Genomic DNA, 14119 nt, shown 5'->3' with positions numbered 1-14119 from the left:
GCGCCTTCGCCTGCGAAGACTCCCGCACTGCGCCGCCACTGCATGGAAGCGATCCGCCTTCCGTCACGTGCGGGCCGTGGCCCGGCCGACAGCCATCCCGCAGCGCGCAGCCCCCAGCCCGGCTGCCGCACCACCGAGTGCCCCCAGCACATGCCGCACCGATCGGACGGCATCAACGACCAGAGAGTAGCGCGACCTGCACACGGACCATCGCTGGGCTCCAGCGCCATGGACGGCCCGTGCACGGGCGATTGGAAGGAGACATCCATGAACACGAAAACGACGACAAAGAAGCAGCAACGCGGCACCCGCCACCACTGGTGCGCAGCCCTGATCGGCACCACGGCCGCCCTGGCAGCGCATGCGCAGACGCCGCCCGCGGGCGGCTCCAGCGTCAATATCTACGGTCTGATCGACGTCGGCGTGGAGCATGTCACCAACGTGGGCGCCGGCGGCGACGGCCTGAACCGCATGCCCAGCAACACGGGCACCCTGCCCTCGCGCCTGGGATTTCGCGGCACAGAGGACCTGGGCGGCGGGCTCAAGGCCATCTTCACGCTGGAAATGGGCCTCGCGCCCGACCAGGGCACGCTGGGCCAAGGCGGCCGCGGCTTTGGCCGCCAGTCGTTCGTCGGCCTGCAGGGCCCCTGGGGCACGGTGACGGCAGGCCGCCAGTATTCGATGCTGTTCTATTCGATGCTCGATGCCGACGTGATCGGCCCGGCCGTGTACGCCGCAGGCTCGCTCGACAGCTACATCCCCAACGCCCGCGCCGACAACTCCCTGGCCTACCGGGGCACCTTCAGCGGCCTCACCCTGGGCGCCGAATACAGCTTCGGCCGTGACACGGTCAACGCCGGCCCCAGCCCCGTGGGCACCAATTGCGCCGGCGAGAGCGCCACCGACAAGAAGGCCTGCCGCCAGTGGTCCGCCCTGGTCAAGTACGACGCGCCCACCTGGGGCGCTGCCCTGGCCTACGACCGGCAGAACGGCCGCAACACCACGTCGGCCACCGACCTGGTGTTCGGCAATCTCAACAGCAGCAGCAAGACCGACACGCGCCTGGCCGTGAACGGGTACGTGAAAGTGGCGGGCGCCAAGATCGGCGCAGGCCTGATCCGCCGCGACAACGACGGCGACGCCATCAAGCCGCGCAGCGACCTCTGGTTCGTCGGCGCCTCCTACCCGCTCACCGGCAACCTGACGCTGGACGGCCAGTACCTGCGCATCAACTACAAGTCGGTCAACGACTTCGACTCGCAAATGCTGGTCGCACGCCTGACCTATGCGCTCTCCAAGCGCACCGCGGTCTACACCCAGATCGGCCACATCCGCAACGACCGCCTGGCCGCCGTTTCGGTCAGCGGCGGCGCTGCCGGCAGCAACCCGGCTGCGGGCGCCTCCCAAACCGGCTTCAACGTGGGCGTGCGCCATGCGTTCTGACGCCCCGGCCCCTTCCCTCTGCAGGAACATCGCCATGACTAATCGACGCCAGTTCGTCCACACCCTCGGCTCCATCACCGCCCTCGGGGCTCTATCTCCCTTTGCCGCGTTCGCGCAGACGCTGGACACCGCCCGCGTGGTGGTGGGCTTTCCTCCCGGCGGCACGGCCGACGTGATGGCCCGCCGCGTAGCCGACCGCCTGCCTGCGGGCGGCTACGTGAAGACCGCCGGCATCGTTGACAACAAGAGCGGTGCGGGCGGACGCATCGCCGTGGAAACCGTCAAGGCCGCCGCGCCGGACGGCGCCACGCTGCTGCTGACGCCGCACTCGGTGCTCACGGTCTTCCCGGGCATCTACCCCAAGCTCAGCTACAAGCCGTTCGAGGATCTGGTGCCCGTGTCCCTGGGCGCCACCATGTCGCACGCACTGGCCGTGGGCCCCGCGGTGCCGGCCAACGTGAAGACGGTGGCCGACTTCCTGGCCTGGGCCAAGGCCAATCCCAAGGAAGCAAGCTACGGCTCACCTGCCGCCGGCTCCATTCCCCACTTCATCGGCGCGCTGCTCAGCAAGAACAGCGGCATCGACCTGCGGCATGTGCCCTACCGCGGTTCCATCCCCGGCGTGACCGACACGGTGGGCGGGCAGATCGCCGCCATGATCACGCCGGTGGGCGACTTCCTGCCCCAGGCCAAGACCGGCAAGCTGCGCATCCTGGCCACCTCCGGCCCCAAGCGCACGCCGTTCACGCCCAACGTGCCCACCTTCTCGGAGCAGGGCTTCGACTACATCAAGTTCGACGAGTGGTATGGCTTCTACGCCCCGGCCCGCACGCCCGCCCCGGTGGTGGAGGCCGCCAGCGTCGCCATCAACAAGGCGCTGCAGGACAAGGCGGTGATCGAGAACCTGGCGACCTTCGGGCTCATCGCGGGCGGATCGACCCCGGCCGAACTCGACGCCATGACGCACGAGGAATTCAAGCGCTGGGCGCCCATCGTCAAGCAAATCGGCTTCACCGCCGAGTCCTAGACCGCAACCTGCGGCCGGCCTGCGCACCCGGGCCGGCCCGCTCGCAGGCGCCGGCACTGGCATGCGCGCAGGCCACCGCTGCTCCATAACCATACATAACAACACCCTTTGAATCGGCCTGCGCCGAGTGCGGGCCGGAGGAGACACACCATGCACACGTCGTTCAATCCGGCGCCCCGGCGCCCCTCAGGCGGCTGGCTCGCTGCTGCCGCCACGCTCACTGCGGCCATCGGTCTCACAGGCTGCGGCGGCGGTGACGACGGCCCGCCGCAGCTGGCCGCAGCCACGCCCGCCAAGCTCGCCACCTGCAGCAGCCTCGCAACGCTGGCGCTGCCGGGCACCCGCATCACCTCAGTCACCACGGTGGCCGTCAGCGACGGCAGCAACGGCCAGCCCGCGCTGCCCGAGCACTGCCTGGTGCAGGGCCAGATGAACGAACGCATCAGCCCCGTGGACGGCAATCGCTACGCCATCGGCTTCGAGATGCGCCTGCCGCGCGACTGGAACGGGCGCTTCTTCCACCAGGGCAACGGCGGGCTCGACGGCTCGGTGGTGCCCGCCACAGGTGGTATCGGCGGCGGCGGCCCGACCACGACCGCGCTGGCCATGGGCTTCGCCGTGCTCAGCTCCGACGCAGGCCACCCTCAGCCCACTCCGTTCTTCGGCGCCGACCCGCAGGCGCGGCTGGACTACGGCTATCAGGCCGTCGGCAAGCTCACGCCCATGGCACGCAGCGTGATCCAGGCGGCCTACGGCAAGGCGCCCGACCGCTCCTACTTCGCCGGCTGCTCCAACGGCGGCCGCCACGCCATGGTGACTGCGGCACGCTACGCGCAGGACTACGACGGCGTGCTGGCCGGCAACCCAGGCTTCCACCTGCCCAAGGCGGCCAGCGCCCAGCTGTGGAAGGTGAAGCAGTACGCCCGCATCGCCAGCAACGGCGCCAACGGCCAGGTGGACATCTCCACCGCCGTGACGCCGGCCGAATACAGCACCGTGGCCGCCAGCATCACCGCCAAGTGCGATGCGCTGGACGGCGTCAAGGACGGCATCGTCTCCGACGTGGCCGCTTGCCAGAGCGCGTTCGACATCCAGGCGGACGTGCCCACCTGCAGCGGGGCACGCACCGGCTCGTGCCTCACGCCCGAGCAGAAGAACACGGTGCAGCGCATCTTCGCCGGCCCACGCCTGGCCGACGGCACGCCCGCCTATTCCAACACCTGGTTCGATCCGGGCGTGGCCGGCAAGGACTTCGCGCTCTGGCACTACTTCATCGCGCAGAACCTCGATCCGGGCTCGGTGTCGCTGGTCTTCAACACGCCGCCCATGCCGGTCGCCACCTTCCTCGCCACGCCGCCTGGGCAGATCGCGCTGGCCTACGACCTGGACCGCGACTACGGCAAGCTCTTCGCCACCAACGGCACCTACACGGAGTCGGGCTGGTCGTTCATGACGCCGCCGGACGAAACCAACCTTTCCACGCTGCGCAACCGGGGGGCCAAGCTGATGGTCTATCACGGCACGGCCGATGGCGTATTCAGCGCGGCCGACACTGCACGCTGGTATGACCGGCTGCAGCAGGCCGAGCTGGGCCACGCCGCGAGCTATGCGCGTCTCTACCTGGTGCCCGGCATGAACCACTGCGCCAACGGCCCGTCCACCGACCAGTTCGACATGGTGACGGCACTGGTCAACTGGGTCGAAAAAGGCCAGGCTCCCGACCGCGTGATCGCCAAGGCGCGCGGCGCGGGCGCCAACGTCCCCAACCCTGAAGTGCCCGCCAGCTGGAGCGCCGGGCGCACGCGGCCCCTGTGCCCCTATCCGCTGGTGGCGCGCTACAACGGCTCGGGCAACGTGGAGAGCGCCGACAGCTTCAGCTGCAAGTCCTGAGCGCTGAGTGGCCCCGCTGGCAACGGGGCCGATCGAGGCTTGCGGTAACGGGTGGAAACAACACCCGTTCTGCGCGGCGGCGGTGGGCGCGCAGGGAGGATGTGAGCCACTATCATTCCGGCCTTCGCCCCGCCCGCTCTCCACCGCCCCTGCCGCACGCCGCCATGTCTGCACTGTCCGCCGTCTTCAACTTCACCTTCGTTCCCTGGTTCCGCTCGGTCGCACCGTACATCCACAAGTTCCGGCACCAGACCTTCGTGATCGGCCTGCCGGGCGAGGCCATCGCCGCCGGCAAGCTGCAGTCGATCGCGCAGGACCTGGCCATGATCCAGGCCATGGGCGTGAAGATCGTGCTGGTGCACGGGTTCCGCCCGCAGGTCAACGAGCAGCTGCTGGCCAAGGGCCACGAGCCCCGCTATTCGCACGGCATCCGGGTGACCGATTCGGTAGCGCTCGACTGCGCGCAGGAAGCCGCCGGCCAGCTGCGCTACGAGATCGAGGCCGCTTTCAGCCAGGGCCTGCCCAACACGCCCATGGCGGGCTCCACCGTGCGGGTGATCTCGGGCAACTTCATCACCGCCCGGCCGGTGGGCATCGTCGATGGCGTGGACTTCAAGCATTCCGGCCTGGTGCGCAAGGTGGACACGGCCGGCATCCGCCGATCGCTGGACATGGACGCGCTGGTGCTGCTCTCGCCCTTCGGCTTCTCGCCCACGGGCGAGGCCTTCAACCTGACGATGGAAGAAGTGGCCACCTCGGTCGCCATCGCGCTCAAGGCCGACAAGCTGGTCTTCGTCTCCGAAATCCCCGGCATCCGCAACGACCCGCAGGCACCCGAGAGCGAAGACAACCCCATCGATACCGAACTGCCGCTGGATCTTGCACGCCGCATGGTCGCCACGCTTCCCGCAGCCCAGCACCCCACCGACACCGCCTTCTACCTGCAGCACTGCGTGAAGGCCTGCGAAGGCGGCGTGGAGCGCAGCCACATCATTCCGTTCGCGGTCGACGGCTCGCTGCTGCTGGAGATCTACGTCCACGACGGCATCGGCACCATGATCGTCGATGAAAAACTCGAGGAGCTGCGCGAGGCGACACCCGACGACGTGGGTGGCATCCTGCAGCTGATCGAGCCGTTCGAGAAGGACGGCACGCTGGTCAAACGCGACCGTACCGAGATCGAGCGCGACGTGGCCAACTACACCATCATCGAGCACGACGGCGTGATCTTCGGCTGCGCGGCGCTCTACCCCTATCCCGAAGCCGGCACCGCCGAAATGGCGGCCGTCACCGTGTCGCCGCAGAGCCAGGGCACGGGCGACGGCGAGAAGCTGCTCAAGCGCATCGAGCAGCGCGCCCGCATCATGGGCCTGAAAAGCATCTTCGTGCTCACCACGCGCACGATGCACTGGTTCATCAAGCGCGGCTTCCAGCCGGTGGACCCGGACTGGCTGCCCGAGGCCCGCAAGAAGAAATACAACTGGGACCGCAAGAGCCAGGTGCTGGTCAAGAACCTGTAGCGCCACCGGCGCGCAGGGCCGCCGCCTGCCGCGCCACCTGGGCGATGGCGGCATCGCGCACCGCGGGCGCAGCGGGCGCCCCGCCCGTCATGTAGCAGGCCACCACCAGCGGCGCCGCGCCGCCCGGCGGCCACAGCACGCCGATGTCGTTGGAAGAGCCCAGGGCGCCCGTGCCCGTCTTGTCGCCCACCGGCCAGCCCGGCACGCCCGCGCGCAGGCGCCGGTCCCCCGTCTTGTTGCCCACCAGCCAGGCCGTGAGCTGCGCGCGCGATGCGGCCGAGAGCGCATCGCCCAGCGCGAGGCGCTGCAGCGTGCGGGCCATGGCCGTGGGCGTGGTCGTGTCGCGCGGATCGCCCGGCAGGGCCTCGTTCAGCGCGGGTTCGATGCGGTCCAGCCGCGTGACCTCGTCGCCCAGGGAACGCAGGAAAGCCGTGTAGCCCGCCGGCCCGCCGTGGCGCGCCAGCAGCAGGTTGGCGGCGGTGTTGTCGCTCAGCGTGACGGCGGCCTCGCAGAGTTCGCCCACCGTCATGCCGTCTGCGCCCGGGCCCGCGTGCTTTTCGGTGGCGGGCGAATACGGCACCAGCGCATCCCGCTCGAAATGCACGCGCTGCGCGAGCGATTCCTTGCCCTGATCGACCAGGGCCAGCAACCAGCCCGCCAGGGCCATCTTGAAAGTGCTGGCCATGGGAAAGCGCTCGTCCTCGCGCCAGCCCCAAGCGCGGCCCGTGGCGGTGTCGAGCACGGCCACGCCCAGGCGGGCACCCTGCAGCGTCGCTTCCAGCGCCTGCATGGCGCTGCGCCAGGCCGCGTCATCCGGCGCTGCGGTCGTTGCCGTGCCCGCCAAGGCCGCAGGCCCCAGCAGGCTCCAGACACCCATCAGCCCCAAGGAAAACTCTCTTCTTTGCATGCAACAACCCCTTCTTGATGAAGACAGGCAAGAACGATACGGGCTGCCAGGCTTTCGCACCATCGCCAATAATCGCAGCCACCCCATCGAAAAACCTGGGGCTCCATCACCATGCACCTTCCGCTCAATGCCCTGCGCGCGTTCGAGGTAGCGGCCCGGCACCTGAACCTGACCCGGGCGGCTGAGGAACTGAACGTGACCCAGACGGCGGTCAGCCAGCACATCCGCAATCTGGAAGAGCGCCTGGGCAAGCCGCTCTTTCGCCGGCTGCCCCGGGGCCTCGCGCTCACCGACGAGGGCCAGGCCCTGCTGCCCGCGCTCGTGGACGCCTTCGGCCGCATCGCCCAGGCGCTGGAGCAGTTCGATGACCGCCGCCCCCGCGAGGTGCTGACCGTAGGGGCCGTGGGCACCTTCGCCGTGGGCTGGCTGCTGCCGCGCCTGCGGGACTTCCAGCAGGCCTGCCCGTTCGTGGACCTGCGCCTGCACACGCACAACAACCGCGTCGATCCGGCGGCCGAAGGGCTGGACTACGCCATCCGCTTCGGCGACGGCGCCTGGCATGGCACGGCGGCCGACCGGCTGCTGGAGGCGCCGCTCTCGCCCCTGTGCGCGCCGGCCGTCGCCGCGCGGCTGCGCACGCCCGGCGACCTGGCCCGCGAGCCGCTGCTGCGCTCCTATCGGCCGGACGAATGGCCCGCCTGGTTCGCCGCCGCCGGCCTGCCCTGCCCGCTGCTGCGCGGCATGGTCTTCGACACCTCGCTGGCGCTGGCGGAAGCCGCCGCCCAGGGCGCGGGCGTGGCGCTGCTGCCCGTGCGCCTCTTCACGCGCGAGCTGCAGCAGGGCCGACTGGTGCAGCCCTTCGCGCAGACCGAGATCGCCATCGGCGCGTATTGGCTCACGCGGCTGCATTCGCGCACGCCGGGCCCGGCCATGCAGGCCTTTCGCGACTGGCTGCTGGCGGCCTGCGCGGCATCGGCCTGACGATGCCGACTGCCGGGCAACGCGAGCAGCGCCATTGAGCCGCCCGGTATCATCGCCGCCCCATGCCCACCACGCCCATCTCGCCGAGCTCGCCGACCTCCCCCGCCTTTCTCACCGCCGCCCTGTACCTGTTCGTCGATCTGCCCGACTATGCCGCGCTGCGGGAGCCGCTGCAGGCGCTGTGCGAGGCGCAAGGCGTGCGCGGCATGCTGCTGCTGGCACCCGAAGGCATCAACGGCACCATCGCCGGCAGCCCAGCAGGCGTGCAGGCCGTGCTGGCCTGGCTGCGCAAGGATGCGCGCCTAGCGCCACTGAAGCACAAGGAAGCGCTGGGCGAACGGCAGCCGTTCTACCGCATGCGCGTGCGGCTCAAGCGCGAGATCGTCACCCTGGGCGTGCCCGGCCTGCAGCCCGCGCTGCATGCGGGCACCTATGTCAAGCCTGACGATTGGAACGCGCTCATCGACGACCCCGAAGTGGTGGTGATCGACGTGCGCAACGACTACGAGATCGGCATCGGCAGCTTCGAGCGCGCGGTGAACCCGGGCACGCGCACCTTCACCGAGTTCCCGGCCTGGGTGGAGTCCGAGCGCCAGCCGGGCGGCCTGCTGGCGGGCCAGCCCCGGGTGGCGATGTTCTGCACGGGAGGCATCCGCTGCGAGAAATCCACCGCGCTGCTGCGCTCCCAGGGCTTCGGCGAGGTCTATCACCTGGAAGGCGGCATCCTCAAATACCTGGAAACGGTGCCGCCCACCGAGAGCCGTTGGCATGGCGACTGTTTCGTGTTCGACGAGCGCGTGTCGGTCGGCCACGGGCTGGCACCCGGCCACCACCAGCTCTGCCGCTCCTGCCGCATGCCGCTGGGGACGGAGGAGCTGGCATCGCCCCTCTACGAAGCCGGCGTGAGCTGCCCGCACTGCCACGGCAGCCGCACGCCCGAGCAACTGCAGGCCCTGCGCGAGCGCGAGCGGCAGATGCGCCTGGCCGCCGAACGCGGGCAGGAGCACATCGGCGCGCGACTGCCCTCGTCGCAATCATCGCAACCGGCGCGGGAAGCCTCCCCGGCCCGCGCCCTGCCCACCCATCTGCCGGTGCTCTATTCCTTCCGCCGCTGCCCCTACGCCATGCGCGCCCGGCTGGCGCTGGCGGCCAGCGGCCAGCCCTGCGAGCTGCGCGAAGTCGTTCTGCGCGACAAGCCGGCCGCGCTGCTGGCGGCATCGCCCAAGGGCACGGTGCCGGTGCTGGTGCTGCCTGAAGAAGAAGGCGGCAGCAAGGTCATTGACCAGAGCCTGGACATCATGCGCTGGGCGCTGCAGCGCAACGACCCTGGCCGCTGGCTGCAGCCTTCCAACGGCGAAAGCCTGCAAGACATGGTCGCGCTCATCGCCGAATGCGACGGCCCCTTCAAGCAGGCGCTGGACCGCTGCAAGTACCCCAGCCGCTATCCCGGCGAAGGAGCCTCAACGCCCGCGCACGCCACCGCCTGGCATACGGCGGACGGCTGGGTCATGCAGGCGTTGGAAGCGCGCCTGGGCACGCAGGCCTGGCTCTTCGGCAGCCACGCCACGCTGGCGGACATGGCCATAGCGCCCTTCGTGCGACAGTTCGCGGGCATTGATGCCGCGCGCTGGGAGGCCGGCGCGTGGCCCCGCACCCGACAGTGGCTTGCGGGCTGGCAGGCGCTGCCGCTCTTCGAGGCGGTGATGGGCAAGCACCCGGCCTGGCGCGAGGGTGATGCGCCGGTGGTGTTCGCCCCCCGCTAGAAACGACACGGGCGCCCGAAGGCGCCCTGGCTGGGTGGCTGAATCGATCGCGCGTCAGCGGCCGCTGCGGCGTACGACCACCGCCAGCAGCACGATAGCCATGGCGACGAAGCAGATGAAAGACCAGTTGGCGATGGAGCCGCCCAGGAAGGTCCAGTCCACCACCGTGCAGTCGCCCGATCCGCGGAAAATCATGGGAATGGCGCGGCCGATCGGGAAGTGCTCGATCATTCCGTAGAAGTCGCGCCCGCAGGTGGCGATCTCGGGCGGATACCACTGCAGCCAGCTCTGGCGCGCCGCCACGAAGGCGCCGAAGCCCGCCGACAGCAGGGCCAGCGCGCCCCAGCCGATCTGCCAGCCTTTTTGCCCTCTAGCGCTGGCAATCCCTGCGCAAACCGCTACAAAAATAAGAGCATAGCGCTGCACAATGCACATCGGGCACGGCTCCAGGCCCACCACGTGCTGCAGGTACATGCCGAACGCCAGCATCGCCACGCAGGCTCCAGCCACCAGGGCCAGCACACGGCGCGGTGCGCGATCGAAAGCACTCAAAACCATCTCGAAGTTCCCTCTTCTATTCGGGCCGCCGGGCGGGGGCGGCACCGCCCGCCCCGATGGGGGAGAGCGTCAGATGCCTGCGGCCTGGTCCAGAAACACGCGGGCGCGGCGCGGCGTGACCACCAGCGTTTCGCCCTCCTTGAATCCCATCTCGCGGTACTCGTTCGCAGGAATCTGCGCTTCGATCACGGCGTCGGGGCCTGCATTGTCCGCTGGTTTGTCGCCGGGTTCGGCGATTAGTTCCAGCCGAGCGATCGGGCCGACCACGATGGCCCGCGAAAGCTGCGCCACGATGCCCTGCGGCCGGCCCTGCGCGTCCAGTCCCTCTCCGGGCGTATAGCGGCGCACATCCAGGTCGTGAGGGCGCACGTAGGCGAAGGCGTTGGCGTTCTGCGCCTGGGCGTGCTCGGGCGAATCGAGCTGCATACCCTCGACATGCACCAGCCCCTCGTGCGCTCGGCCCTTGAACAGGTTCACGTCGCCCAGGAAGCCATAGACGAACGGGCTGGCAGGCTGGTCCCACACTTCCTGTGGGGAGCCGCTCTGCTCGATCCGGCCCTGGTTGATGACGACCACGCGGTCGGCCACTTCCAGCGCCTCTTCCTGGTCGTGCGTGACGAAGATGGAGGTGACATGCAGCTCATCGTGCAGGCGGCGCAGCCAGCGGCGAAGCTCCTTGCGCACCTTGGCGTCCAGCGCGCCGAAGGGCTCGTCCAGCAGCAGCACCTTGGGCTCCACGGCCAGCGCGCGCGCCAGGGCAATGCGCTGGCGCTGCCCGCCCGAGAGCTGCGACGGATAGCGCTCGGCCAGCCAGTCGAGCTGCACCAGCTGGAGCAGGTCGGTCACCTTCTTTCTGATCTGGTCTTCGCTCGGGCGCTGGCTGCGCGGCTTCACGCGCAGGCCGAAGGCCACGTTCTCGAATACCGTCATGTGGCGGAACAGCGCGTAGTGCTGGAACACGAAGCCCACGTTGCGCTCGCGCACATGCACGTCGGTCGTGTCTTCGCCGCTGAAGTGGATGCTCCCCACGTCGGGCGTTTCCAGCCCGGCGATGATGCGCAAGAGCGTGGTCTTGCCGCAGCCCGAGGGCCCGAGCAGCGCGATGAGTTCGCCCGAATGGATGTCCAGGCTCACGTCGCGCAGCGCCTGGAAGTCGCCGAACTGCTTGCTGATGTTGCGGATTTCGATGCTCATAGATCAATGGCTTTCAGCGTGGGCCGCTCCGGAGGCAGGTTGGCTGCGGCCTTGCGTTCGCGTTCGCTCTGCCATTCGGCGACCGACTTGATGGCCAGCGTGACCAGGGCCAGCAGGGCCAGCAGCGATGCCGCCGCGAAGGCCGCCGCCGACTGGTATTCGTTGTAGAGGATTTCCACGTGCAGCGGGATGGTGTTGGTCTGCCCCCGGATGTGGCCCGACACCACCGACACCGCGCCGAATTCGCCCATGGCACGCGCGTTGCACAGGATCACCCCGTAGAGCAGCCCCCACTTGATGTTGGGCAGCGTCACCTTCCAGAAGGTCTGCCAGCCGGTGGCGCCCAGGACGATGGCGGCCTGCTCCTCGTCGTTGCCCTGCGCCTGCATCAGCGGGATCAGCTCGCGGGCGATGAACGGGAAGGTGACGAACACGGTCGCCAGCACGATGCCGGGCACGGCGAAAATGATCTTGATGTCGTTCGCCTGCAGCCAGGGGCCGAACCAGCCGTTGGCGCCGAAGACCAGCACGTACATCAGCCCCGCCACCACGGGCGAGACGGAGAACGGCAGATCCACCAGCGTGGTGAGGAAGGCCTTGCCCTTGAACTCGTACTTGGCGATGGCCCAGGCCGCCGCCACGCCGAACACGAGGTTCAGCGGCACGGAGATCAGCGCCGCAATCAGCGTGAGCTGGATGGCAGACCAGGCATCCGGGTCGCGCAGGCTGGCGAAGTAGGCATCGGCGCCCTTGGAGAACGCCTCGACGAACACCGCCGCGAGCGGCAGCACCAGAAAGAGCACCAGGAAGACCAGGGCGATGCCCAGCAGCGTCCAGCGCACCCAGGGCGCCTCGGTCGTGCCGGACTGTGCGCGGCGCTTGGCCGGAGGGGTGGCGGTGGAACTCATGCCGGCGCTCCTGCGTTGCGGCGCTGCCAAGCCTGCAGCGCGTTGATGACCAGCAGCAGCACGAAGGAGATGGCCAGCATCACCACCGCGACCGCCGTGGCGCCCGCGTAGTCGTATTGCTCCAGCTTGCCGATGATGATGAGCGGCGTGATCTCGGACACCATGGGCATGTTGCCGGCGATGAAGATGACCGAGCCGTATTCACCGATCGCCCGGGCGAAGGCCATGGCGAAGCCGGTCATCAGCGCAGGCGTGATGGAGGGCAGGATCACCCGGGTGAAGGTCTGCCAGCGGGTCGCGCCCAGGCTGGTCGCGGCCTCTTCCAGTTCCTTTTCGGTGTCTTCCAGCACCGGCTGCACCGTGCGCACCACGAAAGGCAGCCCGATGAAGATCAGCGCGATGACCACCCCCGCCGGCTTGAAGGCGAGCTGGATGCCCAGCGGCTCCAGATACTGGCCGAGCCAGCCGTTGCCGGCCAGCAGCGCCGTGAGCGAGATGCCCGCCACGGCCGTGGGCAGCGCGAAGGGCAGATCGACCAGCGCATCGACGATCTTCTTGCCCGGAAAGCTGTAGCGCACCAGCACCCAGGCGATCAGCAGGCCGAACACCAGATTGACCAGCGCGGCGATCAGCGAGGCGCCGAAGGTGAGACGGTAGGAAGCCAGCACGCGCGGTGCGCTCACGGCGACCCAGAACTGGTCCCAGGTCAGCGTGAAGGTCTTGAACAGCAGCGCCGACAGGGGAACGAGCACGATGATGCTCAGGTAAAAGAGCGTGTAGCCCAGGGTCAGCCCGAAGCCCGGCAGCACCCGCTTGGAACGGCGTGCGCGCCCTGCCCCGGCCCCTCCCGGGGGCGCGGCGGAAATCGCAGGAGACATGGCGGCGTACTTACTTGGCGCCCGGGGCGTAGAGCTTGTCGAACTGTCCGCCGTCGTTGAAGTGGACCTTCTGCGCATCGCCCAGCGAGCCAAAGTACTTGCCCACCGTGAACAGCTTGACCGGCATGAACAGATCGGAGTGCTTTTTCAGCACCGCCTCGGAACGCGGACGCAGCGCGTGGCGGGCTGCGATCTCCTGGCCTTCGTCGGAATAGAGATAGTCCAGATAGGCCTTGGCCAGCGGGCCCGAGCCTTTCTTGGCGGCGGTGCGCTCCACCACCGCCACGGGGTTCTCGGCCAGGATGCTGGTGGAGGGATAGACGGCATCCACACGGCCCTTGCCGAATTCGCGTTCGATGGAGAGCACTTCGGATTCGAAGGTGATCAGCACGTCGCCCGTGTTGCGCTGCAGGAAGATGCTGGTGGCGTCACGCCCGCCCTTGCCCAGCACCGGCACGTTCTTGTAGAGCTTGCCCACGAACTCGGCGGCCTGCGCGTCGGTACCGCCCTTTTCGCGCACCGAGCCCCAGGCGCCCAGATAGGCGTAGCGGCCGTTGCCACCCGTCTTGGGGTTGACCACCACGACCTGCACGCCCGGCTTGACGAGGTCGTCCCAGTCCTTGATGTTCTTGGGGTTGCCCTTGCGCACCAGGAACAGCATGGTGGACGTGGTAGGCGAGGCATCGTGGGGGAATTTCTTGGCCCAGTCCTTGGCGACCACGCCGTTCTGCGCGAGGAAGTCGATGTCCGTCGTGGTGTTGAAGGTGACCACATCGGCATCCAGTCCGTCGTTCACGGCCCGTGCCTGGGCGCTGGAGCCGCCGTGGGCCTGGTCGATCTTGACGTCCTTGCCGGTCGTCTTCTTGTAGTGGGCGACGAAAGCCGGGTTGTAATCCTTGTAGAACTCGCGCGCCACGTCGTAGGAAACGTTGAGCAGCGTGGGGGTCTGCGCTGCGGCCAGGCCGCTGGCGGCCAGTGCCACGGTGGCGATGAGGGTCTTGAGCCGGTTCTTCGATTGCATGTCTTGTGTCACCCACGTTGCTGGAAGTA

General features: G+C 68.8%; 12 protein-coding genes. 6 read left to right on the top strand and 6 right to left on the bottom strand.

Going from position 1 to position 14119, the window contains the following annotated elements:
* Positions 1-267: 267 nt before the first annotated feature.
* The 4 genes from AC3A84_RS07170 (at position 268) to argA (ending at position 5880) form a co-directional block, all read left to right on the top strand.
* Entirely contained in the window at positions 268-1443 is a 1176-nt protein-coding gene (locus tag AC3A84_RS07170; protein WP_487968910.1) for a porin, read from the top strand.
* Between the two features lie 34 nt (positions 1444-1477).
* Positions 1478-2470, top strand: coding sequence for a Bug family tripartite tricarboxylate transporter substrate binding protein (locus tag AC3A84_RS07165; RefSeq protein WP_487968909.1), 993 nt, complete (start codon positions 1478-1480; stop codon positions 2468-2470).
* Between the two features lie 150 nt (positions 2471-2620).
* Positions 2621-4360 (top strand): tannase/feruloyl esterase family alpha/beta hydrolase, encoded by a 1740-nt coding sequence (locus tag AC3A84_RS07160; RefSeq protein WP_487968908.1) that lies wholly within the window; start codon positions 2621-2623, stop codon positions 4358-4360.
* A 173-nt stretch (positions 4361-4533) separates the two neighbouring features.
* Entirely contained in the window at positions 4534-5880 is a 1347-nt protein-coding gene (argA, locus tag AC3A84_RS07155) for an amino-acid N-acetyltransferase (protein WP_487969307.1), read from the top strand.
* On the opposite strand, the gene bla is transcribed toward argA, so the two are convergent.
* Positions 5867-6757 carry a class A beta-lactamase gene (bla, locus tag AC3A84_RS07150; protein ID WP_487969305.1) on the bottom strand — a complete coding sequence of 297 codons (891 nt, stop codon included), beginning with the start codon at positions 6755-6757 and terminating at the stop codon, positions 5867-5869. The genes argA and bla overlap by 14 nt on opposite strands.
* Positions 6758-6898: 141 nt before the next feature.
* Here bla and AC3A84_RS07145 point away from each other — a divergent pair, with 141 nt between their 5' ends.
* Together AC3A84_RS07145 and trhO are read left to right on the top strand one after the other, a co-directional pair.
* Positions 6899-7768 carry a LysR substrate-binding domain-containing protein gene (locus tag AC3A84_RS07145; RefSeq protein ID WP_487968907.1) on the top strand — a complete coding sequence of 290 codons (870 nt, stop codon included), beginning with the start codon at positions 6899-6901 and terminating at the stop codon, positions 7766-7768.
* A 62-nt stretch (positions 7769-7830) separates the two neighbouring features.
* A complete protein-coding gene (trhO, locus tag AC3A84_RS07140; protein ID WP_487968906.1) occupies positions 7831-9531 on the top strand; it encodes an oxygen-dependent tRNA uridine(34) hydroxylase TrhO in 1701 nt (566 codons plus the stop codon).
* 54 nt (positions 9532-9585) lie between these two features.
* Here the strand turns inward: trhO and AC3A84_RS07135 are convergent, their stop codons facing one another.
* The 5 genes from AC3A84_RS07135 to AC3A84_RS07115 all read right to left on the bottom strand — a co-directional run bounded on the left by AC3A84_RS07135 (position 9586) and on the right by AC3A84_RS07115 (position 14090).
* Positions 9586-10089 carry a disulfide bond formation protein B gene (locus AC3A84_RS07135; RefSeq protein WP_487968905.1) on the bottom strand — a complete coding sequence of 168 codons (504 nt, stop codon included), beginning with the start codon at positions 10087-10089 and terminating at the stop codon, positions 9586-9588.
* 69 nt (positions 10090-10158) lie between these two features.
* On the bottom strand, positions 10159-11283 hold the full coding sequence (locus AC3A84_RS07130; protein WP_487968904.1) for a sulfate/molybdate ABC transporter ATP-binding protein: 1125 nt from the start codon (positions 11281-11283) through the stop codon (positions 10159-10161).
* Positions 11280-12191: a sulfate ABC transporter permease subunit CysW gene (cysW, locus tag AC3A84_RS07125; RefSeq protein WP_487968903.1), complete on the bottom strand. Its 912-nt coding sequence runs from the start codon at positions 12189-12191 to the stop codon at positions 11280-11282. Before cysW ends, AC3A84_RS07130 begins: the two co-directional genes overlap by 4 nt.
* Positions 12188-13069 carry a sulfate ABC transporter permease subunit CysT gene (gene cysT / locus AC3A84_RS07120; protein ID WP_487968902.1) on the bottom strand — a complete coding sequence of 294 codons (882 nt, stop codon included), beginning with the start codon at positions 13067-13069 and terminating at the stop codon, positions 12188-12190. The genes cysW and cysT overlap by 4 nt, the downstream gene beginning before the upstream one ends.
* Before the next feature lie 10 nt (positions 13070-13079).
* Positions 13080-14090 carry a sulfate ABC transporter substrate-binding protein gene (locus AC3A84_RS07115; protein WP_487968901.1) on the bottom strand — a complete coding sequence of 337 codons (1011 nt, stop codon included), beginning with the start codon at positions 14088-14090 and terminating at the stop codon, positions 13080-13082.
* Positions 14091-14119 lie beyond the last annotated feature (29 nt).

The sequence above is a fragment of the Paracidovorax sp. genome (genome assembly GCF_057642795.1).
The sequence above is the reverse complement of the archived record's forward strand: the minus strand, read 5'-3'. Positions and strand labels throughout refer to the sequence as shown.

What these genes read in the sequence shown, in the direction of transcription:
- AC3A84_RS07170 (WP_487968910.1), top strand. Translation starts at nt 268, where the DNA reads ATGAACACGAAAACGACGACAAAGAAGCAGCAACGCGGCACCCGCCAC.
- AC3A84_RS07165 (WP_487968909.1), top strand. Translation starts at nt 1,478, where the DNA reads ATGACTAATCGACGCCAGTTCGTCCACACCCTCGGCTCCATCACCGCC.
- AC3A84_RS07160 (WP_487968908.1), top strand. Translation starts at nt 2,621, where the DNA reads ATGCACACGTCGTTCAATCCGGCGCCCCGGCGCCCCTCAGGCGGCTGG.
- bla (WP_487969305.1), bottom strand. Translation starts at nt 6,757, where the DNA reads ATGGGTGTCTGGAGCCTGCTGGGGCCTGCGGCCTTGGCGGGCACGGCA.
- AC3A84_RS07145 (WP_487968907.1), top strand. Translation starts at nt 6,899, where the DNA reads ATGCACCTTCCGCTCAATGCCCTGCGCGCGTTCGAGGTAGCGGCCCGG.
- trhO (WP_487968906.1), top strand. Translation starts at nt 7,831, where the DNA reads ATGCCCACCACGCCCATCTCGCCGAGCTCGCCGACCTCCCCCGCCTTT.
- AC3A84_RS07135 (WP_487968905.1), bottom strand. Translation starts at nt 10,089, where the DNA reads ATGGTTTTGAGTGCTTTCGATCGCGCACCGCGCCGTGTGCTGGCCCTG.
- AC3A84_RS07130 (WP_487968904.1), bottom strand. Translation starts at nt 11,283, where the DNA reads ATGAGCATCGAAATCCGCAACATCAGCAAGCAGTTCGGCGACTTCCAG.
- cysW (WP_487968903.1), bottom strand. Translation starts at nt 12,191, where the DNA reads ATGAGTTCCACCGCCACCCCTCCGGCCAAGCGCCGCGCACAGTCCGGC.
- cysT (WP_487968902.1), bottom strand. Translation starts at nt 13,069, where the DNA reads ATGTCTCCTGCGATTTCCGCCGCGCCCCCGGGAGGGGCCGGGGCAGGG.
- AC3A84_RS07115 (WP_487968901.1), bottom strand. Translation starts at nt 14,090, where the DNA reads ATGCAATCGAAGAACCGGCTCAAGACCCTCATCGCCACCGTGGCACTG.